This window comes from Mucilaginibacter sp. P1_A3 (genome assembly GCF_056406855.1).
In genome coordinates, this window is record NZ_JBFTZJ010000009.1 from 300,821 (window position 1) to 325,339 (window position 24,519).

20 protein-coding genes are annotated in these 24,519 nt (G+C 41.8%); 7 read left to right on the forward strand and 13 right to left on the reverse strand.

What is annotated here, in order from left to right; genetic code table 11:
* Positions 1-78: 78 nt before the first annotated feature.
* A complete protein-coding gene (locus AC1D0K_RS20730) occupies positions 79-576 on the forward strand; it encodes a hypothetical protein (protein ID WP_295717729.1) in 498 nt (165 codons plus the stop codon).
* Positions 577-758: 182 nt separating this feature from the next.
* On the opposite strand, the gene AC1D0K_RS20735 is transcribed toward AC1D0K_RS20730, so the two are convergent.
* Entirely contained in the window at positions 759-4,502 is a 3,744-nt protein-coding gene (locus AC1D0K_RS20735; protein ID WP_477442209.1) for a S8 family serine peptidase, read from the reverse strand.
* Between the two features lie 96 nt (positions 4,503-4,598).
* Positions 4,599-6,248 carry an NAD+ synthase gene (locus tag AC1D0K_RS20740; protein WP_477391550.1) on the reverse strand — a complete coding sequence of 550 codons (1,650 nt, stop codon included), beginning with the start codon at positions 6,246-6,248 and terminating at the stop codon, positions 4,599-4,601.
* Between the two features lie 57 nt (positions 6,249-6,305).
* Between AC1D0K_RS20740 and gldB the strand changes: the two genes are divergently transcribed.
* Positions 6,306-7,343, forward strand: a complete 1,038-nt coding sequence (gldB, locus tag AC1D0K_RS20745; protein WP_477391549.1) for a gliding motility lipoprotein GldB — start codon at positions 6,306-6,308, stop codon at positions 7,341-7,343.
* 92 nt (positions 7,344-7,435) lie between these two features.
* Here gldB and AC1D0K_RS20750 read toward each other — a convergent pair whose 3' ends face one another.
* From AC1D0K_RS20750 to AC1D0K_RS20765, 4 genes are all read right to left on the reverse strand, one after another.
* The gene (locus tag AC1D0K_RS20750) at positions 7,436-7,630 is read right to left on the reverse strand and encodes a hypothetical protein (protein WP_295717720.1); all 195 of its coding nucleotides are present in this window, start codon (positions 7,628-7,630) and stop codon (positions 7,436-7,438) included.
* 59 nt (positions 7,631-7,689) lie between these two features.
* Complete coding sequence (locus AC1D0K_RS20755; RefSeq protein WP_477391548.1) at positions 7,690-8,580, reverse strand: DUF4349 domain-containing protein; 891 nt, start codon at positions 8,578-8,580, stop codon at positions 7,690-7,692.
* A 181-nt stretch (positions 8,581-8,761) separates the two neighbouring features.
* On the reverse strand, positions 8,762-9,646 hold the full coding sequence (locus tag AC1D0K_RS20760) for a hypothetical protein (RefSeq protein ID WP_477391547.1): 885 nt from the start codon (positions 9,644-9,646) through the stop codon (positions 8,762-8,764).
* 281 nt (positions 9,647-9,927) lie between these two features.
* On the reverse strand, positions 9,928-10,824 hold the full coding sequence (locus tag AC1D0K_RS20765) for an MBL fold metallo-hydrolase (RefSeq protein ID WP_477391546.1): 897 nt from the start codon (positions 10,822-10,824) through the stop codon (positions 9,928-9,930).
* A 218-nt stretch (positions 10,825-11,042) separates the two neighbouring features.
* Here AC1D0K_RS20765 and AC1D0K_RS20770 point away from each other — a divergent pair, with 218 nt between their 5' ends.
* Positions 11,043-13,451, forward strand: coding sequence for an ABC transporter permease (locus tag AC1D0K_RS20770; RefSeq protein WP_477391545.1), 2,409 nt, complete (start codon positions 11,043-11,045; stop codon positions 13,449-13,451).
* Between the two features lie 23 nt (positions 13,452-13,474).
* Here the strand turns inward: AC1D0K_RS20770 and AC1D0K_RS20775 are convergent, their stop codons facing one another.
* A complete protein-coding gene (locus AC1D0K_RS20775) occupies positions 13,475-15,148 on the reverse strand; it encodes an ArnT family glycosyltransferase (RefSeq protein ID WP_477391544.1) in 1,674 nt (557 codons plus the stop codon).
* Positions 15,149-15,267: 119 nt separating this feature from the next.
* Between AC1D0K_RS20775 and AC1D0K_RS20780 the strand changes: the two genes are divergently transcribed.
* On the forward strand, positions 15,268-16,509 hold the full coding sequence (locus AC1D0K_RS20780; protein WP_477391543.1) for an alkaline phosphatase family protein: 1,242 nt from the start codon (positions 15,268-15,270) through the stop codon (positions 16,507-16,509).
* 125 nt (positions 16,510-16,634) lie between these two features.
* Complete coding sequence (locus AC1D0K_RS20785; RefSeq protein ID WP_477391542.1) at positions 16,635-17,483, forward strand: metallophosphoesterase family protein; 849 nt, start codon at positions 16,635-16,637, stop codon at positions 17,481-17,483.
* Positions 17,484-17,485: 2 nt separating this feature from the next.
* Here AC1D0K_RS20785 and AC1D0K_RS20790 read toward each other — a convergent pair whose 3' ends face one another.
* From AC1D0K_RS20790 to AC1D0K_RS20815, 6 genes are all read right to left on the reverse strand, one after another.
* A complete protein-coding gene (locus AC1D0K_RS20790) occupies positions 17,486-18,454 on the reverse strand; it encodes a Gfo/Idh/MocA family protein (protein WP_477391541.1) in 969 nt (322 codons plus the stop codon).
* Positions 18,455-18,569: 115 nt separating this feature from the next.
* Complete coding sequence (locus AC1D0K_RS20795; RefSeq protein ID WP_295717703.1) at positions 18,570-19,637, reverse strand: hypothetical protein; 1,068 nt, start codon at positions 19,635-19,637, stop codon at positions 18,570-18,572.
* 121 nt (positions 19,638-19,758) lie between these two features.
* Positions 19,759-20,649, reverse strand: coding sequence for a class I SAM-dependent methyltransferase (locus AC1D0K_RS20800; protein WP_295717701.1), 891 nt, complete (start codon positions 20,647-20,649; stop codon positions 19,759-19,761).
* 175 nt (positions 20,650-20,824) lie between these two features.
* Positions 20,825-21,178, reverse strand: a complete 354-nt coding sequence (locus AC1D0K_RS20805) for a four helix bundle protein (RefSeq protein ID WP_477391540.1) — start codon at positions 21,176-21,178, stop codon at positions 20,825-20,827.
* Between the two features lie 156 nt (positions 21,179-21,334).
* Positions 21,335-22,087 (reverse strand): ABC transporter ATP-binding protein, encoded by a 753-nt coding sequence (locus AC1D0K_RS20810; RefSeq protein ID WP_295717698.1) that lies wholly within the window; start codon positions 22,085-22,087, stop codon positions 21,335-21,337.
* Positions 22,084-22,815, reverse strand: coding sequence for an MlaE family ABC transporter permease (locus AC1D0K_RS20815; protein WP_295717696.1), 732 nt, complete (start codon positions 22,813-22,815; stop codon positions 22,084-22,086). The genes AC1D0K_RS20810 and AC1D0K_RS20815 overlap by 4 nt, the downstream gene beginning before the upstream one ends.
* A 206-nt stretch (positions 22,816-23,021) precedes the next feature.
* Here AC1D0K_RS20815 and AC1D0K_RS20820 point away from each other — a divergent pair, with 206 nt between their 5' ends.
* Both AC1D0K_RS20820 and AC1D0K_RS20825 read left to right on the forward strand, forming a co-directional pair.
* On the forward strand, positions 23,022-23,729 hold the full coding sequence (locus AC1D0K_RS20820) for an SDR family oxidoreductase (RefSeq protein WP_477391539.1): 708 nt from the start codon (positions 23,022-23,024) through the stop codon (positions 23,727-23,729).
* A 192-nt stretch (positions 23,730-23,921) separates the two neighbouring features.
* On the forward strand, positions 23,922-24,518 hold the full coding sequence (locus AC1D0K_RS20825) for a PspC domain-containing protein (protein ID WP_477391538.1): 597 nt from the start codon (positions 23,922-23,924) through the stop codon (positions 24,516-24,518).
* Position 24,519 lies beyond the last annotated feature (1 nt).

The following is a 24,519-nucleotide window of genomic DNA, read 5'->3' on the forward strand; positions in this document are numbered from 1 at the left end:
CGGCCAAACGGGGTTAATTCTTCGTCAAGCTAATATGCGTTTACATTACCTGTTTAATTGTTTACTTAAAACTACTACATGAAAAAATTTATTTACATTCTGTTATGCTCGGTTTCTTTTTTATTAATAGGCAAGCGCTCGCAGGCGCAGGATTATAAGGTAGCCGCCGGTTTAAAATTTGGCGCATATGAAATTGGGCCATCCGGTAAGTACTTCCTGGATAAGACCACTGCACTTGAAGGTATCCTGGGTATCCGCGATCACGGCCTGGTAATAACCGGTTTGTATGAGATACATACACAAGCGTTTAACGTTGATAAGCTTAATTTTTATTACGGTTTTGGGGGGCATTTGGGCTCTATTGGCAGTGGGTATTACCATCGCTTTGGCAGTGATGCACAATACTATAAAGACAGGCACCTTTTATTAGGAGCCGATGGTGTTTTGGGTTTGGAATGGATGATTCCTAATAGCCCAATTGCAGTAAGCTTAGATCTTAACCCCCGCCTTGAAGTAGCCACCGGGCCATTTTTTGATATTGCACCGGGCGTAGGTGTAAAATATACTTTTCAATAAACATTAAAGCGAATGCCTATGGCATAAAGCTTTGATTTACTTACCCCAAAATTACAGTTACAATTTAAGAGCAGGCATTTTAGGCCTGCTCTATTTTTTTTTCCATAAAATGTGAATTTTCCTCCATTTATCTGTGTAAAGGATTACAGCTTTTGGCTATGTTCTTTAGTGGTATAAAGTTTTTAATGACTGATTATTACCTTTTTTCCGTAGACCTTACTGCCCAATAATACCTTTAAAACATAAACGCCCGGTGGCAAATTGCTTACATTTATTGCAGTGCTGAAATTACCCTGAGGGATACTTTGCTTATCCGAAATTACGATTTGCCCCACCGAATTTACAAGTGAGAGGTTGAGATCTGCGGCCGTTTTAGCTGTAAATAAAACGTTTAGATTGGCGTTTGCCGGCACTGGAAATACTGTTAATCCTATATCGGTTGATTTATCTGCATTGGCTACCGTTCTGGCATAAACAAAAACATCTGATATGGCCACGCATCCACTGCTTAAAGTATCTGCTACCTGGTAGTTTCCGCTTTGTATGGGATCATAGGTAACACCTGTGGCTCCTTTGACAGGCGTTCCATTTAATAACCATTGATTGCCCATTGCAATACTCGAGTTTAAGGTATTATTACTTTGTACAATAACAGGCTTCGTTAATGTGACGGCTTTCCTGGCTGCAGAAGCGCAACCCAGGCTTTGAACCTTTATATCATAAAAATAATAGTAAAAGCTTTTGTAATAACTGGTATCTGAAGGGTTATCACTGGTTGCGTCATTCCCGGTAATGCTGAATATTTTACCGGTGCTGAACGGATAGGCTGTTACACCCGCGTTGTTGCGATAAATAGTTGCGCTATTATCATATTCAACTGATATTACGTATTTACCGGCAGCAGGTAATTCAAGATTGAGGTCATAAACCTTACCGGGGTCTGCCGGATCATTTGCTTGCGGACCGGGGAGTGGTATGCTACGGGTAGCCTGGGCGTTTATAGTTGTTGATGCCACAGTTTGCCCGTTGCTGTTACTTACATTAAATGTGATTTTGCCTGGGTTGCCGATATATAAACGCGCGCTTTGAATAACTACCGGTACTTTGGTATCAACAATAACAGATGGGGTAAACTGATCATATCCACCATCACTGAAAATATTTTTAGTTGCCGGCCCTACGGTGCCCTTAAAATCATTTATGCCTGCGTAATAAGTATTATTTACAGGCGGATATGTTGTGCTTATTGGGCTGCCAACAGCAACGGGGGTAGTATCTCCAATATTTTGGTACCAAAGCAAAGTGCCATCGCCATTCCCGGATAAAAGGTATTGTTTGCTATCGGTACAGTAATAAGCGCTAAGATCGCCAATAGTAGATGGAAAGTTAATAACTATGGTTGTTGTTACGGTATCATTTGTTTTTACCGGGTCGCCGGTTAAATTGCTTACAGCAGTTATGGTATAAGTGGCCCCGGCCATCGCGTTAAAATTTTGACTAAAGGTGAAGTTGTCTTCATCGCCGGGTGCAAGGGCACCCGCGTAGGTTCCGTTAAAGGTGGTAACAGTATTATCGGGCGCGGTTATTTTTACCATTAAGGGAATATTGCTGATTGCCGCACTGCCAAAATTTTTAACCCGGATAGTTATGGGCGTGGTGATGGAGCATGCCCCACTTGAGCCGGGGTTAACTATGGCCGATATGCCGGCATCAATACTGGTTTGTAAAAATTGTACACGGTAATCCTGGGTTTCGCCTTTGCTGTAACTGCCACAGGCTTGTATGGTTGAAGCATCCGCGGTTTCGTTTAATACTACCCTCATTAAACTGTAGGTGCCCGGCAAAACGTTGGCCGGTATCTTAATGTTTGTGGTGTATGTTCCGGTGCCGTTAAAAAAGCCGGTAGTTGCTACTTCTTCATTGCTATCAAAAACACCGTTTTCATTATAATCAATAAATACCTTAGCGACTTTAGTAAAATTGCTGCCGCAGGTACCCAGGGTAATGCTTAGGGGGTAGGATTTGTCCTCCTCTAATTGAATGGTTAAATTGGTGTAATCAGAATAGCTTTTGCATCCCGGGGTAGGTGTATTGTCAATATTGGCAAATTTAAGGTTATCAATGCGCGAATCGGCATTACTCAAAGGTGCCGATGAGCAGTAAGCAGTACCGCCCATTCCGGTTACGATGAGGGAGTAAGCCTGCAAGCCTGATGAAAGGGTGCCTTTATGAGATACCGTAATGGTGTAAGCCTTGCCTGGCACCGCGTTGGCAATAAAAACCTGTTCCACATTATCCCGGATATTATTGCCGGTTGTTGCTGTGGCAGATGGGTGATCGGGATCCAAAACCCAGGCGTTGTAGGTAGTTGTGCCATCACTCACTTTTATATCCAAATCGTTTACCAATTTTGGTGTGCGGCTGTTTATTGTCCCGTCGGGCAAAACTGTTCCTTGTGGATCTGTCCAGGCAATAGTTGCAATCAAAGCATCAGCACCCGATGCCAATACATTAAAGGTTTGCGTTTGGCCCTGGGTAAGTGTATTCTCTTTAATAAGGCTTTTGGTGCCGTTTTCAGTTATAGCCTGGGCGGCCTTTGCCGTATTGAGCAGCCCCCATCCATAAATATAATCGGGCCCCACATTACCGGCATCAAAGGCAGTGTGACAAACCAGGCCCTTTAGTGTGGCCGAGCGCATAAAGCTTTGATTTTTTTTTTTGTAGTAGTACTCCTGCAATAAATATAAAGAGCCTGTAATATTGGGTGCAGCCATTGATGTACCTGATAGGGTGAGGTACGATGTACTGTTGGCAACACCTGCTGAAGTTACATTTACACCATCACCAACAATATCTGGTTTTACGCGGCCATCATCGGTTGGTCCCCGGCTACTGAAATAAGCGATACTTACATCCTGCCGGTTTGTAGGGCCGGATGGTAAGGGATTTACGGCGCCAACGGTAATTATATTTTTAGCATTACCAGTTGTGCTGATGATATCATAGCCGCTGTTATCGCTGATGTTTGCAGGCCTTGCACCTTTGTTAACAATGGTTTGATCTGTTCTGCTCCTATAGCCATAATAAGTTGATCCGATGGCTGGCCCGTTACTGGACCGGCTATTACCTGCTGATTCAACGATGAGGTAATACGGCGCGGTATAGGCAATTTTATCCCATGACTGCGCGCGCGTATCATAAAAACCAAAAGTGTAATCAACAGAATCACCGGGTAAGCCATACCATTCCCAACGCGAGTCGCTGTCATTATAATCCCAGCCAGCCACATCTCCATAGGAGTGGTTAGATAGTAATAAGCCTGATGCCGCACCGCTCATTTCTGATACATCGTTATCAAAATCCCATGATAGCAAACCGGCCGAGTTAAAAGCCATGCCTTTAGCAGGTGCATATACCCCTTTGGCTATCATAGTACCTGCTACGTGAGTGGTATGGTCAAGTACAGCAGCGCCATCTTTTATGGTGATGGTTTTGCCGGCAAATTCCTGGTGGGCGGCGTAAACGGAGCCACCATCCCACATCGCCAATTTATTGAGGAGGCTGGTACTGGACCCTGAAAGATTTAATCCTAACGAGCCACCGGGTTGTATTTTATTGGTATTTGTTGTTGCTGCAGCGGTAGTATTATTATGTGTAATGAGGTATATAGGGAACCCCAAGCTGTTTACGCCTTGTAATGATAACAAATTGCCGTTTTTTGATCTGCGGCTTATGGTCCAGCCGCGTTTACCGGCTAATGACAGGGCCTGTTGCCTGCCCACGGTGTAAGTGTTTCTTAATTGGGATGAAAAATTGCCAAGTTCGGCCTTTTTTGCGGTGCTTACCAATGGTTGTTGAGCAAAAAGCTCAGTAGTGGTACCCAGCAAAAACAATAAAAAGTAAATTGCGGAGTATAGCTTATTCATTGACTTGGATATAGGCATTTTCAAAATAATGAGATGGCAAATTAACTCATATATTTATACGAATATGCATATAATCGATAAACTCAATGAATATATCTACGAAAGATATTTACCCACTATCGGCATTCTGCGGCCCATACCAAAAGCCTTTGGCGAAACCCTTAAGATTGGCGGTGTTTGGTAACGTTTATGCTCGGCCGAGTTGGTAAGCTTGATTACCCGGCGAACTGTTGCTTCGTCATAGCCCATTTTAATGATCTCTGCAGATGAACGACGGTATTCAATATATTCTTCCAGTATTTTGTCCAAAATATCATATTCAGGCAGGGAGTCGGTATCCTTTTGATCGGGTCTTAACTCAGCCGATGGCGGTTTAACGATGGAGTTAATCGGGATGATCTCCTTATTGCGGTTAATGTGGCGGGCCAATTCAAAAACCTGCGTTTTATACACATCGCCTATAACGGAAATACCTCCGCACATATCGCCATATAAAGTACCGTAACCTACCGCCGCTTCGCTTTTATTGCTGGTGTTTAGCAAAATATAACCAAACTTATTGCACATCGCCATTAATAAAACAGCCCTGGTACGCGATTGGATATTTTCTTCGGCAATATTAAATGTAAGATTTTTAAACTGCGGGTGCAGGGAACTCTCAATCGCTTCGGTAATATGTTTTATAGCTATCGTTTCACTTTTGCAGCCCAGGTTTTTCACAAGGTCCTCTGCATCTTTAAGGGAATGATCTGTTGAAAAACGCGAAGGCAGTAATACGGCCATCACATTCATCGGACCTAAGGCCTCCGCAGCCAAAGCACAAACCACGGCCGAATCTATCCCCCCGGATAAACCTAAAATAGCCTGTTTAAAGCCCGATTTATAAAAGTAGTCACGGATCCCCAAAATAATTCCCTGGTGTATCTGGTCAATATCACTCGGGCGTTCGGTTTTTAGGGTTGATGTATGCTCAAAACTTATGGTGTTGTTATCGGCCAGGGTGTAATAAGCCATATTTTCCTCAAAATAAGGCAATTCATCTATAAGCTTACCTGTATTGTCAAATACCAGCGATCCACCATCAAATATCAATTCGGTTTGTGCGCCTACCTGGTTTACATAAAGTAGTGGCAAATTATAGCGGCTGGCATTATCGCTCAAAATATCAATCCGCACCTCATCGTGGTTATAGGCAAATGGGGAAGCCGCGATATTGATCATTACATCGGGCTGCTGATGAATGAGGATATCCATTGGGCGGGTAACGTACAGCGGGTTCTCTATGGTATTCCACAAGTCCTCGCATATGGTAAGCGCTATTTTTTTGCCTTTAAATTCAATACAGTTAAAATCTGTTGATGGTTCAAAATAACGGTATTCATCAAATACATCATAATTTGGTAGCAGGGCTTTATTCACTATAGCCTTAACCTTACCGTTCTCAATAAAATATGCCGAGTTGTTAAGGTCTTTACCCTCTGTTTTGTTATTGAAAGTGGGCAGACCAATAATGCAGGCCACATCTGTACATACTGAAGCTATTTTTTTTGCCGCTTCATCGCACAAACCTATAAACTCATCAAATTCAAGAAAGTCGCGTGCCGGGTATCCGCAAACGCATAGTTCGGCAAATACAACAAGGTCGGCACCGTTTTGCTTTGCCTCTAAAATATGATCAATAATTTTGGCTGTGTTCGATTCGAAGTTACCTATATGATAGTTGAGCTGGGCTAATGCGATTTTCATAGATGGTATAGTAACGTATTAATGCAAATAAAAATTATTTTTGCTCAAAGGATAAAAATGATAACTACCCGGTATAAAGCAAAACAAATTTACTTATTTTTTTTTATTGGCCTGATTTTGACAGCCTGCGGGCGCAATAAAAAGGTTGATGTAAGTAATATTAACCTTGATGTGACGATAGAGCGCTTTGATCATGATTTTGATGCTATGCGCACCGGGCGCATGAACCAGCAAGCCATTTTTCTTCATAATAAGTATGGGGCATTTTACCAGGATTTTATTGAACGTGTTTTGCAGGCCGGCAGTACAAGAGATACTGCCTATTTTAAAACCTTGCACGAAGTATTTAAAGGTAAAGCTTATAACGATCTGAAACATGACGTAGAGGCTGTTTACCCAAATATGGATAAACAGAATGCCGAACTGACAGAAGCTTTTAAATACATTAAATACTATTATCCCAAAAAGAGAATCCCGAAAGTTTATGCTTACCTGTCTGGATTCCAGGCGCAAACATCCATTGGTGACGGGTATTTTGCTATAGGGCTTGATTTATTTTTGGGGGCCAACTCCAGGTTTTATCCTTCAATCACCAGCGCGTTTCCGCATTATTTATCAAGACATTTTACGCCCGATAATATTACCCCCCGTGTGGTTGAGGGCATTGCCCGTGAGGATATGTTTCCCGAAGATGATAATGATAAATCATTACTATCAAAAATGGTGTACAACGGTAAGATCATGTATTTTATGGATAGGATATTACCTGATGTTGGTGATAAAACTAAAATTAGCTATACCGCCACCCAGTTAAAATGGTGTAATGATTTTGAATCGAAAATATGGGGATACTTTTTGGAGGAGAATCTATTGTACGAAACCGATTATCCAAAAATTCAAAAATATCTTACTGAAGCTCCGTTTACTCCGGGCCTGGGCGAGAGAAATGAATCGGCGCCAAAGTTGGCTGTATATACGGGCTGGCAAATTGTGCGTGCCTATATGGATAAGCATCCTGAGGTTACCTTGCCACAGTTAATGGCTGATAAGGATGCGCAAAAGATCCTGAATCAATCGAAATATAAGCCGAAGTAAATGTGCAGATTACGGATATGAGATGAGCAGATGAAGCATAAAAAAAGCGTCAGGGATAACCTTGACGCTTTTTTTATATATTGAATAATAAATTATTTCATAATATCGAAAACTGCTTTTAAAGCAATACCGGCACCTAATGCTAATAATACATTGGCGATCCATGAAAAGTATGGGGTATTTTCATCACCTGCAAAGCGGATAAATACACCTACAATGCCTATGATAATAGCTACAACTAATAGTTTGTAATGTTTCTCTGAATTGGCGTTTTCCATTGACTCCATGATACCGTATTTAATGTTTTGGCAAAAATAGAAATGTTTAGCGAAAATGCCACTAATTTTTATGATTTTATCGAGCCTAAAAATGTGGGGTGTTTTCTTTTATAATACCTTATTAATATCCACACACCAATACCCGCTAAAATAAACACCCACAAGTTGGCTAACCCCAAAACAAGTTGAGTAAACAGGTACCAGCCATAATGCAATGAATTTGCAAAACGTTTGTTAAATGACAGTTGATAAGCCGAGGGGTCATCATTTGCGATGGTTTCGTTCACTATAGTATTGCTTTGGTAAAAGCTAAGGGTTACTACGCTAAACTTAACAGCGGCGTCAATTTTCATATTGTCAATCTGCCCATCAACCATATCATCTTTTAATAACAATACATTCAATGGGTTTTTTATGGTGATTTTCCCTTTTTTCTGTTGCTCTACCAGCTCTTTTCTGCTGTTAAGTTTTAATTTTGATGATAAAAAATCAAGTGATTTATCGTCGATATCCATTTTGCTGTAAGTAACATACATGCCCATATGTGCTACCTGCTGCATAAAATCACTCAATTTATCAGAGGGGACCTTAACAGTCATTTCTTCTGTAGTACTAAAAGCTGATACACGCTTTACAGAATCATCGCTAATGCGGTAATCCTGCGCTCCCTGCACAGACGATTCCATTTGGTGATGCATGACCATTCCGCTGTTCTTAATTGTTAAGGCGCTGATTTTTTCGGCTGTTTGCTGCACGTTTTGAACCTTGAAGCGCATGTCGGCAGTTTTTACCAGTTTAGGGTTTATTGTTGTCAATGAATCTGTGCGGGTATCTACCGCGGCCGAATCTGCAGACGAACTGCTACTGTTATTAACAGCTTCGTACTTGGATACACCTCCCTTACACGCGCCCAGCAGAACAATGCCCGCCAGCAGCGCAGTTACAATTTTTGTTTTCATGAATTTTAATTGTTTTTTTTGGTTACTATTAATTCTGATAAAGGCGAATAAGTAACCCTTCTGTGGAGAGAATGAGGTAGTTGCAGAATAAATAAGATGGATATTGAACCGGCTTACGCCAGTAAGGCGAATAGCAAGGGTATCAAACAAACATCGATGCCACTGTAATTTTTAAGTTTTATTATTTGATCAGGGTTCTGTTTAGTGAAAGGGGTAAGCCAATAGAGAAAACCATGTTGGCTTTATTTGATGAATACCTGGTTAAGTTAGCAATGCCTATGCCAAAGCTTATGGGGTTTTTGAAAGGCCTTAATCCGGCCGAAAATGCTAAATTCATGCCTGTCCATTCGGCATTTATGCTTACATGTCTTATCGCCTCAAATGAAATACTGCCAAATATTGCGGTACCATGGGTGCCTTTTCCGTTAGCAATATCAATGGGGCTTTTTTCATAAAACCTGCCACTGCCTAAACCAATGGTATAACTAAGCCTTGAGCAGCCGGGAGTTAACGATGGAATTGTTTGTACAGCATGGCTGATAGCCATATAAAACGTTGATCCGGGTGAGTCTGATTGCCTATCATTAGCAAACATTTGAAGGGCGCCTGCCGAAATGCTTGTACCGGCAAATAACTTTCTGCTTAGGATGAAGTTGCCAGAAAAGTCACGAAACAGGTGTACATCAGTAACGTTCAAACTGGTTGCAAAGTTTACTGCCGATTCTGGATTGCCCACACAAAAACCTATGGAACCAATGAGGTCGGCCTTGTTATTTCTGTATACTTCCGGGTAGGCTCCGCCCAAACCGCCGAAAATATATGTGCCATATCCGCCAAAGCCAGTCGGTGTTAAAAGTGCGATGGGGGCATCGCTGGGATAAAGATCTCCGTTTTCTATCTGTGATGCCCCCTGCGCGGCTACAGCCGGAACGGGGGCCAAAAATGAATCTACTTGTTGTTTTAACTCCTTTTCGAAGGAATTTTGGCTGAAGGCAGATCTGGCACACAAACAAAGTGCTACAATGGCACAAAACTTGAATGACTGCAGCCGGAATTTGCAAATCATGATGAGATGATTAGGGGACGAAATGAGTTAAGTAATGAGTTTATTACCGCTGTTTACGCATTACTGCATTGGTTAGTTATGGTAATTGAAAACTAATCAGCACGATTTGTTGATGGGTAACGCAATAAGGAGGGCCGTTCTTTTTAAAAGGAGCCAAACCGGAAATTTCCTGGTTCAGTAAATTAAACTGAACCAGGATTAAGCAGATTCATAAGATTTTTGGATTTTGATTGGGCAAGCTAAAAACCTTACGATTCTTAAACCCTGGTTCAGGCAAATTTCTACGCGCTTAGTTCCTCATAGGCTGCGGTTAATCCTCTTTCAATACCATCACCCTGCCATTCAGTTACGCCGGTAATACTTTTAGAGTCAATGATTTCTTCTTTTGATTTACCTGCTTTAATGCTGGTATCAACAAAGGTTACCAGGCTTTCCATAAAGTGTTGCATGGCTTTTACATCGTCCATAGTGCCGGTTACCTTAAGCGGATCAAAGGCATGGCCGAAAACGAAGATGGTGTTTTTATCAAATTGCTTGGTGGCTGCCTCCAGCGTGGTTATCCAGCTTTTGCATGATGCACCGGCGCTGCGGTCAACAAAAGGATATCGGCGATTAAATACAAGGTCGCCGGTGTGTACAACGTTGGCGTTTTCAAAGTGTATAAAACTATCACCATTGGTATGGCCCGCGCCAAAGTAATGGGCGGTGATATGCTCATCACCTACCTTAGTTTTCCACTTATCGGTATAGGTAATATCGGGGTATAGTTGTTTATCGTCGTTATTTTGTTTGGCTGCCGATGCTTTTTGGTTGGTAAGCGAATTGGCGTGGGCCGCTACATTTTGGGCTATACCTTTAAATGCGATGTTGCCGCTGGTATGGTCGCCGTGGTGATGGGTATTGATGAGCCATTTGAAAGGTTTGTCTGATTGTTTTTTCAGCTCAGCAATAAGGTGCGTAGCCTGCTCCGGAAATTCAGTATCAACCACAACAATACCTTCCTTGTTTGCCAGCCAGGCAATGGTGCCGCCCTTTTCGGCAAACATGCCAACATTACCACGTAACGTTTTAAACTGAAAAGTTGGATCGGCCAGTATTGATGCCAGACTTCTTTTTCCGAATAATGCAATTGAGCCTGCAGTAAGGGCTGTGTTCATTAAAAACTTACGGCGTTCCATAGATTTATTTGTTATGATTTTGGTAGTTGGGGATTAGTAAATTTAGGTATTTTAATTTCTAAGTAGCAAGCAGATAATAGGTTGTATCAATAATAATATATTAACCCGGAACAAATAACAGCACAGCGAAATACCAACGGCCAAATGTGTTAAATTATGTTAACACAGCTACTTACGTTAATTAATGCCATTATCTTTATTGGATAATAAGAAAACCTATGCTGAAGAATTACTTTAAACTGGCCTGGCGTAACCTTTGGAAAAACAAAGCTTTTTCATTGATCAATATCTTCGGTCTTTCGGTAGGCATTGCCTTTACCTTACTTATTGGTGCCTACATCTGGGGGCAGCTACAGGTAAACCATCAGCTTAAAAATTTTAAGAACCAGTATATTTTAACAAGCCGGTGGAAAGATCCGGGCCAGGGTAATGAAATTGCTTCGGCAGGGCAGATGCCAAGAGCGCTAAAGGATAACTACCCTAACCTGGTAGCTAATTATTATCATTTTGATGGGGTTACCACTAATGTATCCAGGGGCGATATGCATTTTAGAGAGAGCCTGCAGCTGGGTGATAGCACGCTGCTAAAGATGTATGGATTAAAGTTATTATATGGTGATGCTAAAACCGCCATGAATGATCCCTTCTCGGTGGTGCTTACGCAAAAAATGGCTTTGAAGTATTTTGGTAAGCTGGATGTTGTTGGGCAAACCATCAACTTTGAAAGCTTTGGCGGAGAAAAGCACGATTTTGTGATCAGCGGGGTATTGGATAATGTGCCCAAAAACTCGGTGACTAACCTTGATCAAAACAATAATTCTGATTTCTTTTTTACGGCCAGCTCGGCAAAATACTTTAAACGCAACCTGGAAGGGTGGACAAACTTTAGCACCGTAGGCTATGTTGAATTAAAAGATGGTGTTACCGCAAAGGACCTGGAAAGGCCGCTGCGTGAGCTGATGAAGAAGAACGCACCGGCAGATATCAGCAAAAGCCTTACAAACGTAGCGGTACCACTTACAGATTATTACCTTGAAGGATGGGGCGGCACCGTTAAAACCATGTGTTATACATTGGGGTACATAGCGCTGTTTATTTTGCTGATGGCTATCATCAATTTTGTGAACATCTGTATCGGCCGCTCATCCGGGCGAATGAAGGAGATGGGCATCCGCAAGGTATTAGGTGGTTTACGCGGCCAGCTCATCTGGCAGTTTTTAACCGAATCGGTGCTCATGGTTTTAATTGCAACCGTGATTGCCCTGGTGTTATACGCCCTGGCGAGGCCATATTTTAGCAATGTGCTTGGCGAGCAAATCACCGGACTGTTTGCCTTCCCGGTTTATTTTATAGCGATACCTTTTTTGTTTGCCCTGTTTGTGGGGATATTGGCAGGTATTTACCCGGCGTTGGTGTTATCCGCATTGAAATCAGTCGACTCGTTAAAAGGGAAGCTGGCATCGGTAAAGGAGAGTGTGCTATTCCGCAAAACGCTGGTGGGTTTTCAGTTTGGTACTGCGGCCATCGTATTTATTGGTGCGCTTATCATTTCGCAGCAAATAAACCTGTTTTTTAACGGCAAGCTGGGTTACAATAAAGATTATGTAGTGTATGCCCAGCTACCAAGGGATTGGTCGGTAAAAGGGGTGCAAAAAATGCAATCGGTAAAAGATCAGCTGATGCAGATGCCAGAGGTAAGCAGTGTTTCGCTTTCATGGGATATCCCAAACGGACAAAACGGTGGCAATTATACCGTGTACAAGCAAGGAGGGAACCCCGCGCAAGCAATCACTGCAACGGGTTTAATGGTTGATAATCAATACGCCGCCACCTACAATATCCCCATGAGGGCCGGCACCTTTTTTAAGCCGGTTTTTATCCCGGCAGATACAACACAGGTAGTGATTAACGAAACACAAGCTAAAATAATGGGATATAAAACTCCCGATGACGCCATAGGTCAAAAGATGATGCAGCAGGGCAGTAATATTCCGCTCATTATTTGCGGTGTAACGGCCGACTTTCATTTTGGGTCGATGCATGATCTGATATCGCCCATTACTTTTATGAACGTTAATTACACCACTTATTACCGGTATTTTTCTATCAAACTAAAGCCAGGCAACATGCAGCAAAGCATTACTGCGCTACAAAAAAAGTGGGCGGTGCTTTTACCCGGTGCGCCCTTTGAATATAGCTTTATGGACGATGCCCTTAAAAAAGTTTATCAGTCGGAGATTCAGTTAAAGCAGGCCGCTTATATTGCTACAGTTTTAGCGGTGATTATTGTACTGTTGGGTGTATTGGGGCTAATATCACTAAGTATCCAGAAGCGTACTAAGGAGATCGGTATCCGCAAAGTATTAGGTTCATCGGTTGCAGAAATCATCAGCCTGTTTATAAAAGAGTTTTTAGGAGTTATAGTGATTGCTTGTTTAGTGGCCTGCCCGCTGGCTTATTTAATGATGAATAACTGGCTTAATAATTATGCCTATAAAATAGCCATTACCCTAAATCCATTTATGGTTGCTATTGTTGGCCTTACCTTGGTTGCAGCTATATTAATCACAATACAAACCATAAAAGCTGCCCTGGATAGCCCGGTAAAAAGTTTGAGAAGTGAATAGGGAACCAGAATGCAACAGGAATTTTATTTTTTTTGCGAACTAACGATAGCTACTTCCATGGGATACAATTCTTTATCGCGGGTAGCTTTGTTTAAAAAAGGAAGGGAGAGGCGGGTAACCGGGAAGGCTTTTAAAACTTTAACAACTTTTACATTCCACCCTTTACTCATGTATTTGCTCATCGCATCGGCACTGGTATAAAGCAGCACCGGGCCCGGCAGGGTATCTGTACTGTTGGTGTTAATTTCTGTAAATGGGGCATCCAGGTAAAAGTTCATATCATCATGAAACTGACCGGCATCTATATAAACAGGGAATTTAACGGGGTTGTTATGGTTTATCCAGATGGCGGCCTCACTGCCGCTTTGGTAGCGAAGTAGCGAGGGATAAAAGCACAGGTTCAAAAACAAGTTAACTATAAAGGATACTAAAAGGGTGCGGTAAATGGTTTGCTGTATTCCTGTGGATATTTTCTGTGGTAAAAATATCAGCAGCAATATAAATATGGCAATGATGAGTCCTGATAGCCAGCCAAAGGTCTCGGGCCTGAAAAAGTATTCGAGTAAACCCAAAACCATTAGCAGGAACACTATCGCCACGGTTTGTGTTAAACGCACAGCTTGTATGCTTTTTAGCGAAGTTAAATTATACAAGTATTGTGCCGTTATAATGGCAAAAAATGGAAATACGATATTGAGGTAATGCGGCAGCTGGAATTTGGAGGCTGAAAACAGCAGAAAGGTGATCAAGGATCCGCAGATGCAATACCACTCCTGCGCCTGTACATTTTTAACTCCTTTTTTAATAAACTGGAATATGGCTGCAAACAATAAAAGCGACCATGGCGAAAATGCCCATAGCAAAGTATGGATAAAAAAACCTGGATCGCCACTCCCTTTGATGGGGCCGGTATTAAAAAAACGACCGAACTGGCTATCCCAAAAAAAGAATCTGATGCCTGATACGCCCGTATGTCCAAACACTACTTTTTCGGGATGCAGATCAAACTGTTGGTACAGGCTCCAAATCTCGGGCAGTATGAATACCAGGATCAATACCACGGCAAGCAACCATCGCCAGTGAAATAATTTTTTCCATTGCCGGGTGATAAGCAGGTGACCTACAATAGCGCCCCCAATGGTAATAAGCGCGAACATGCCTTTGGTCATCAGTGCGCATGCGGTAAACAGGCTGGCCAGCGCTAAATGCCGGAAGCTGATGCCGGGTTGGGCTTTATAAAAATGATAGACAGCTGCAATAATGAGCCCGGTTAAATAAGGTTCGGCTCTAACATCGGTATTGGATAGGATGATGTGCTGGGCGGTAAGCAATATCAGCACCGCCCAAAGTGCAATTTGTTTATTATAGAGATCTTTGGCAAACTGATAGGTATAAGCTACACCCATCATCATAAACAAAATACCGGGTAGCTTATAGGCCCATGTTTTAAACCCAAAACATTTAAAAAACAAAGCGGTAACCCAAAACGGAAAATGCGGCTTATCCAGCCAGTCGCTGTTCCAGGCGAACAGGCTGCTGTAATTGTTGCGCAACACCATGTTTTTGGCAATAGTGGCATACAAATTTGCATCCGGCCCCATAATGGTAGTAAACAAGCCGCTAAAATTTATAACAACTGCTATCCCAATAAACAGGTACAGCCATTTGGTTTGATTTGCTGTGTTGTTTTGATTCATATGGTTACGTGTGTAAATATAGAAAAGAGGCGAGAGATAATTCCATTATACAAAACCATAACAATTTATTAACCCAGCAATTTTTTATTCATCTTAGCTTCGCACATCATTCAACTAAAATGCAAAACCCTTTTAAATTATTATTTGTAAGCCTGCTTTGTGCGGTGACTATGGGAGCAAACGCCCAACCCCGTGTTAAGAAAGCGGTATTTATTATTGCTGATGGCATCCCTGCCGATGTGATTGAAAAGTTGAATACCCCGAATTTGAAATTAATAGCCGGCCAGGGCACTTACCTGCGGGCACATGTTGGCGGCGAAAAGGGTGGTTATTCGCAAACACCTACCATATCTGCAAATGGATATAATAGCCTGCTTACAGCAACCTGGGTAAATAAGCATAACGTTTGGGGTAACGATATTAAAGCACCAAACTATAATTACTGGAATATCTTCAGGATGTTTAAGAATGCCTACCCAGTTAAAAAGACTGCTGTATTTTCCAGCTGGACGGATAACCGCACCAAGCTCATTGGCGACAATCTGCCCGAGGCGGGCAATATCCACCCGGATTATGCTTATGATGGTTTTGAGTTGGATACAATAAAGTTTCCGCATGATAAAGCCGGCAACTATATGCACCTGATTGATGAGCAGGTGGCTGCCTCTGCCGCCTCTTGCATTAAGGATAAAGCACCCGATCTTTCATGGGTGTACCTGGAGTATACCGACGATATGGGGCACAAGTATGGCGATAGTCCGCAATATTATGATGCCATTGAGAAAATGGATGCGCAGGTTGGCCGTATCTGGCAGGCTATTCAATACCGCCAAAAAAACTTTAAGGAGGATTGGCTGATATTTATCACTACCGATCATGGTCGCGATGAGCAAACGGGCAAAAACCACGGCGGCCAAAGCGACCGTCAGCGCAACACCTGGATGGTTACCAATTATAAACCGCTTAATAATTACGCCAAATATTATACGCCGGGCATAGTAGATATTACGCCATCCATCAACAGCTTTTTAAATGTAAAAGTGCCGGAAGCACAATTGCGCGAGTTGGACGGCATCCCATTAATTGGCACTATATCTGTTGCCCGGCCCGAAGTTAGTTTAATACAAGGCGCGCTTGATGTAAGCTGGAAAGCTATGGATGCTAAAGGTAAAGTGAAGATATGGGTAGCTGCCGCCAATAACTATAAGGAAGGGAAAGCCGATGAGTATAAATTATTGGCTGAAGTTCCTGTTGCTGCAGAGCATGCCTTAGTTGATGTTAAAAATATGCCTTCGGGGTTTTATAAGGTTTGCATTGAAGGGGAATTGAATACAGTGAACAGGTGGGTGATAGTGAAGTAAGATTTTTGGACAAAGGACTTTTAGATGAAGGACTTTAGACAAAGGATTTTTGGACAAAGGAGCAAGGATAGAACATAAAAACTTTATATTTTTTTAAAGTATTGACTGTTAATTTTATACAAATCATGAGCAACCGTAGAGATTTTATTGGCACAAGCTTAACTGGCATAGCGGCTTTAACTTTGTTGCCTGCTGTTAATTCTTTTGCAAATGTTGGTAACAGTTATCAGCGCGAGCGTAAAACAAAACTCAAGCTTCGTTTTGCACTGGCATCTGATATTCACTACGGGCAGCCGGGTACCGATTTTGCTACCAACACCGGCAACATGGTGAAATGGCTAAATGATGATCATGCTAAAAATCACCTGGATATGGTGATTGTAAACGGCGACCTGGTGCATAACCACCCCGACCTGCTACCCGAAATCAAAAGTACTTACCTTGATAAGCTGAGTGTGCCTTATCATACCATTCCCGGCAATCATGATTTTGCAGATGCCTCTGTTTGGAAGAAGAATTTTGGGTACGAGGATAAATATACTATTGAGTTTGGTGATATCGCGTTTGTATTAGCTAATACTGCCGATACCAAAGGGACGTATGTGTGTCCTGATAATACCTTTATTAAAGCATCGCTGGATAAATTTGCCAGCAAGAAAATTGTATTGGTTATACTGCATATTCCACCAATAAATTGGACTAAAAATGATGTTTTTACAGATTGCCCCGAAACCATCGAACTGCTGCATAGCTATCCAAATGTAAAGGCCGCATTTCATGGGCACGATCATTTGCTGGATGGGGTGCGTTATACCGGCAACAAGTTTCCGCACTTTTTTGATTCACATATTGGAGGCAACTGGGGTACCGATTACAAGGGATATAGAATAGTGGAGATAGATGAGCAAAATACCATCTACACTTACCAGGTAAATGCCAGCCAGAATCCGGTACTCAATTCCAATAAGTTTTAGTTTTATTTCTCCAACGGATATTTCAACCCAACCTGTGCCCGGGCCCGGTCGATCATATCAATCATCTGCCGCGACATTTGGTGGGGAATAATGGGGCTTTCTGTTGCACCTGATCTGATCAGATCGCAAAAATGGATAATTTCATAGTTTAAGCCACCAGCCGTAAATGGCTCATTGATCTCTACACTGCGGCCATCCAGGTAATCAATAGTGGCCCGGGCAGGATTCCACCAGTTTTTATGGATGGTCACATGACCCAGTGGACCGGCTATAAGCGCGTCGCCTTTGCCATGCAGATCAAACCCGGCATATAATTGCGAATAACCGCCTTTGTGCATGGTTTGAAATATGGCAAACATATCAATACCTGTTTCGCCAAAGCGACCCATGGTTTGTATATCCTGTAGTTCGCCAAGCCAGTCTATCGCCAAAAATGCTTCGTAAATGCCAATGCCCATTAAACTGCCGCCAATCAGTTCGAGGTTGTAATTTGGATGATCGGGCGGGCAATCTGCCACGGCCGATCCGGCACGTACATAACCTGCAGGGCCAATAGGATCTGTAGCGAGGTATTCTTTTAAACGGGTGTATAACGGATAGAAGGGAGGTTTCATTCCTTCCATAAATAAAAGGCCGGTTGATTTTACTACTTCTAAAACCTCATCCAACTCGGATAAATTTACGGTGGCCGGTTTTTCGCACAGCACATGTTTGCCCGCTTTAAGGGCGGCTATGCTATAGGCCGCATGGCTATCGGGTAAGGTGGCTATATATACCGCATCAATATCACTTGCCAGTAATTCATCAATACTTGAACAGGCTAAGCCTCCATGATGTGCAACAAAAGCGTTAACGGTTGAAGATCTGCGCGACCATGACGATACCAGTTGGGTATCAGCCACATCATTTAAACCTTGCATAAACCTATGGGCAATGCGCCCGCAACCGATAATGCCCCATTTAATCATCATTTGAATTAGTTTGTTGAATGTTGAAAATATTGATTTAATAAAAAAGCCTTAAATCAAAAATATATAAATATTCATGACTTAAGGCTTTTAACTCAGGCTACTTGTAGTGACCTGTTTATTGGTACTGAATGTAAATAGGGTACGGTTTGTATCTTGATAAAACCTCCTCTGGTGTTAGCATGTGGTGAGGGGCTTTTTTGATATCATTTTTATAAAACAATTTAAATCCGGTGAATTGAACTGGCTCCTGGTTAATAAAGTAGCGGTAAGTTCCTGTTTTAAGATCAGGTTCGCCCCAGCCATCCATATCCATAACCAACTGCACTTCTTTATGCAGTTTGATGTTTTTGTAATTGGTTACCATTTTTTTAGTGAAACGGTGTACGATAAGGATTTTTGGAGGTATGCCGTTTTTCTTTACAATTTTAGCGAGGTAGTCTGATACATAGTTAATATCTGCAGCATCATAGGTACCTATCTTTCGGCCTGGTTTGCTTCCGTCTTTCATCGAAAACTCAGGATCCATACCAAAATGAACCTGTGGCATTGATAAATATTTTTCAAATAATGGTAGCTCAGCCTGTATGTTGCTTAAAGCCACCTGTACATCTAAAAATACAATTGCATGTGCTTTTTTTGCTAAAACCAATACACTGTCTATCTGCTTAAATGGCATGCGATAACGGTATTTACCGTCTTTACCACCGTCGCCTTGTGCTACTACAGCGATGTAATGCAGGGCAGGCTGTACAGGTGTTTTAGGATCGGCCTTTTCCCAATGTTTAACTTCGCCCTTTAATTTGGCAAGCATTTCTTTAGGGGGCAACTCGCCCAAAATACCCATTTTTTTGGAGTAAAGATTGCCATAAAAAGCAACTACACGTTTGAAGGGCAAAATTGCACCGCCATTAGGGTATGGGGTATTTTTAACCGGCCATCTGCCAGAAGTATCGCCATGAGCATTAAATTTTAACAAAGTATCATACTTTGCCTTATCTAAAGGCGGATAATCTGATTTTTTTACACTGAGCGTATCCGCTTCTTCGGCTTTGGCCGAATCTTTAGCAGTAGCTGGTTTCTTATCTTCTTTTTTGCCTGCGCCGTCGCTTTGCGAGCAACCGGGCAATACTATAATGGATGATAAGACGATGGTGGCTGATAATAGGACGTTTTTTAATTTCATGTGTCGACGTTCGGTAAATGGCAGATGTGTGTGTAAGATGTAATGTAAATTAAACTAATTTTCAGCAACTTATAAAGAAACTAAAGCTGGTTTAGTTTGCCGCAAATATAGATATTGAAAATTAATTACTTTTAACTTTATAAAACTTTCCAAAAACGCCCAGTGGTAATTTTGAACCCGCTGTGGCTTGTAAATAAAGTTCACCAATCTCCAGGTTTTCTACTTTTGGGTGTGCGCTTTTAATCAGATTTTCTATGATCACCGATGAAAAGCCAAGCGAATAGGTGTTCAGGATCAGGAAATGCTCCTCAGGATCCAACAGTTGAATCACATCGGCCATCATCTCGTTGATATTATCTTCCAGCTTCCATTTTTCGCCATTTGGCCCATTGCCGTAAGCTGGTGGGTCAAGGATAATGCCATTGTACTTTTTGCCACGTTTCAATTCGCGCTTTACAAACTTAAGTGCATCCTCAACCACCCAGCGGATATTGCTTAAGCCCGAGATCTCCTGGTTTTCGTTTGCCCATGTAACCACCTGTTTAATTGAATCCACGTGTGTGGTATCGGCACCCGCAGCCTGCGCAATTAATGATGCCCCGCCAGTGTAAGCAAAAAGGTTAAGCACTTTTGGCTGTGGTGTTTTGAAGCGTTTAATATTTTGGGTAATGTAATCCCAGTTTACAGCCTGCTCCGGGAATATTCCAAGATGTTTAAAGGAAGTTAAGCCCAAACGGAATTTAATGGCAGCATCATTGTTTTTATATTCAATGTGCCAGCGGTCGGGAGTTTTAGGATCTTTTTTTATCCAGTCGCCTGCAGTGGCAGAGCGGCCTTTAAATTTAATATGGTGCAGGCGCTGCCATTCAGAAGGGGGGAGGCTTTTGCTCCAAACTGCCTGCGGCTCGGGGCGTATCAGTACGGTATTGCCAAAACGCTCAAGCTTTTCAAAATCGCCGCAATCAATCAGCTCGTAATCTTTCCAGTGCGTCGGGGTTAATAGTTGAATCATTTTTTAGTATCAAGTAGTTAGTATCAAGTATCAAGACAGCTGCACTTGTGTGGCGCAAATTTAGTATCTTTTTTTGGATAAAAGATTTGCTAATCCAATTGCCTTATAATCAATTCGATCAAAACCTTGAAATTGCGACTTTATACTATCCCCAAAAAACTCTTGCGACTTGATACTAATTAGTGAGGCTTTTTTGCAATCCGTAGATCATCTTTTGAATGTCGTTGATCTGTATGCAAACTCTATCTAAAGTTTCCGTGGTTATATAATTAAACTCTTTTGCAATAATAAACTGGGTTTCCAACTCAAAAGAGGAACCCAAAGCAATGTTTAAAAATTGATGTAATTCTTTATTCGACTTTCTTCCACAACCTTCTGCAATATTGGATGGGATTGAAATGGCTGCACGAACCATTTGAGAAATTAATCCATACTTTTCTTCGGACGGAAATGTTCTGCACAATTGAAAAGTAGTTTTGGATACCTCAATGCCAGCTTTCCATACTTTTAGCTCCTTGAAATTGTGCATGTTTATTATATCAGTATCAAGTAGTTAGTATCAAGTATCAAGACAGCTGCACTTGTGTGGCACAAAATTAGTATTTTTTTAAGAGTGTCGAGGTCTTATATCTCATTGTCGCGCCGATCAAAAATCTTGATACTTGATACTAACTACTTGATACTATTATAGTTTGGCTTTAGCCGCTCTCATGAACTTGCTGGCAAATACAAAGTCGTTAAGCTCCTTATTATCGGTGTGGGCAATTTCTTTGTTGCTGCCTTCCCACCATTTTTTGCCCTGGTGCAGGAACAAAATATGATCACCTATACCCATTACCGAATTCATATCATGTGTAACCACAACCGTAGTGATCTGGTATTCTTCGGTAAGCTCACTTATCAGGTCATCAATCAGGATAGAGGTCATTGGGTCGAGACCCGAGTTTGGCTCATCAACAAACAAATACTTTGGTTGCATGGATATGGCTCTTGCTATACCCACACGCTTTTTCATACCACCAGAAAGTTCAGATGGGTACAGTTTATTTTTACCTGCCAGGTTAACCCTTTCGAGGCAAAAGTTGGCCCTTTCACGTTTTTCGGCTTTGCTTTGGTTGGTGAACAGGTTTAGCGGGAACATGATGTTTTCCTCCACTGTCATACTATCAAACAGCGCTGAGTTTTGGAAAAGCATTCCAATATGGGTACGAATAGGAACCCGTTCCTCAAAGCCCATATCGGTAAAGTTTTCGCCATTGAAAAGCACATCACCTTCGGTAGGTTCATGCAAACCTACGATGCATTTTAATAAGGTTGTTTTACCTGATCCGGATCCACCGATGATGAGGTTATTGACACCGGGTTTAAAATTTGCGCTTATACCAGAAAGAACTTCGTGTTCGCCAAATGTTTTATGGATGTTTTTGATTTCTATCATAAAAATAGGCGGGAAATTATTAAATCGAACAATAAAATCATTACACAGCTATAAACCACACCGCGGGTTGCCGCCTGGCCTACTTCAAGGGCGCCGCCCTTGGTATAAAAGCCCTGGTAGCTGCAAATGGTAGTGATGATGAAACCAAACACAACCGCTTTAACCATACATACAGTAATAATAACTGAGTTAAAACCATCAGACAGGCCGATCATGAAATCATCAGTGGTCACTTCACTTGAAGAAAAACAGGCAATGTATCCACCCATAAATCCTAATAACACAGAAACAATTACCAGCAGCGGGAACATGCTTACACCAGCAATTACTTTAGGTGATATCAAATAGCCCGGCGCATTTACCCCCATGATCTCCAAAGCATCAATTTGCTCGGTTACCCGCATGGTGCCTATTTGGGATGCCATACTTGAGCCAACCCTGCCTGCTAGTACCAAAGATGAAATGGTAGGGCTAAATTCAAGAACCATACTATCCCGGGTAATACCACCCACTACCGATTTTGCAATTAGTGGACTTACCAACTGGAAGGCGGTTTGGATGGTTACTGCTGCACCAATAAAAAGAGAAATAATCATGATAATGCCTAATGAGCCAATACCGGCTGAAACCATTTCGCGCATTACCTCGGCCCAGTATACGGTGAATTTTTCGGGCTTACGGAAACTTAATCGTAGTAAGAGGATATATCTGCCTAAACTTTGAATCATTGTTATGTATTAAAAATTGGATAAAATTACATTTTTAAATTTAGCTTACCATTCGCTATTGTTTAATTGCCTAAAATAGGGGCTTTTTACCAGCCATTATTTTAGCTTACGTAATTTAGCATAGTAAAGCTTCAACAGGTATAAAATAAAAAATCACCCTTATTAGTCCGGGTATTTAAATTAAAGAACAATTAAAGAACATTATTATGATGAAAAACGCCCTTATTACAGGTTCCACAAAAGGCATGGGCCGTGCCATTGCCATAGCTTTTGCTAATGAAGGATTAAACGTAGCCATTTGTTCCAGAAATGAAAAAGAATTATTGGAATTTAAGGACGAGCTGCTGGGGGTTAATCCCAATATTAAGGTTTTAGCTAAGGTAGCCGATGGCAGCAACAAAAGCCAGCTGCTTGATTTTGCCGCCGCCGCGCAGCATGACCTTGGTTTTATTGATGTAGTTGTGAATAATTTGGGCATGTTCATTCCATCAAGTATACTGGATGATGCCGATGATACTTTTCAAAAGGAGTTGAATACTAACCTTATGCCTACCTATGAGCTATATCGTTTTTTTGGTAAAACCATGATAGCCGCACGCAAGGGACACTTTTTTAATATATGCTCGGTAGCATCGTTAAACCCTATTGCACAGGCAGGTACGTATAGCGTAACAAAATATGCGCTGTTAGGTCTAACCAAGGTAATGAGGCTTGAAATGCAGGAGCATGGTGTAAAGGTGACCGCGATAATTCCGGGATCGACGTTAACGGATTCATGGAAGGATGCAGTTGTAGATAAAAACACAATGGTTTTACCAGAAGACATCGCATCGGCAATCATCAATATATACAGGATGAGTGCCGGGGCTAATGTTGATGAGATAATCATTAAACCGGCGCCGGGACAGATATAAAAAACTGTAAATACCCGGCATTTGGTAGTAGCTCATAGATGGCGCTTTTTCAACGGGGAGTTTCACCGCCAAAACCCGGCAATTCACCGACTTGTTGCCCCTACTAACCTATATTGTATAGGTGTTTTTAGCTGTCCGCTGTACTTTTATATCATCAAACAAACCCAAACTTGAACGATTTAAAATAAAATTATGGAAAAGAAACTTTACCGGGATGAATACCGGAAGAAAATAGGCGGTGTTTGCGCCGGGCTGGCCGAATACTTTGATATGGATGTTGCTATTATCAGGGCCTTGTTTTTACTCACATTTATATTTATGGGCACCGGGCTGATGGCCTACGTTGTGCTATGGATAGTGCTACCAAAAAAAGGGATCAATTTTTATAACCCGAATGTTGATTACAGGGTGCCACCAGAACAACCATATAGCCCTGGTGTTGATTACAGGGTACCGCCAGAGCAACAATATAACCCATTTGAAGCTGTGCCTCCCCGGAAATCATCATCAACCGCAGGCGTTATTTTTGGATGCATACTGATATTCTTTGGCGCATCATTCCTGCTTCATGAGCTGCATGTTTTTTACTTTTGGCACGTTGCTAAATTATGGCCGGCTATTTTAATAGTGGTTGGTTTGGCAGTCATCGTATCTGGTCAAAAAAAGCAACCATGGGAAACAGATTTTCAAAATGCCAATAAGGGGCCGGAAGTTAAAGCAACTGACGAATCTCTGAACACTGAAGAGAAAAAAGACGACAATTTTACAGACACCCCTCCAACCATATAAG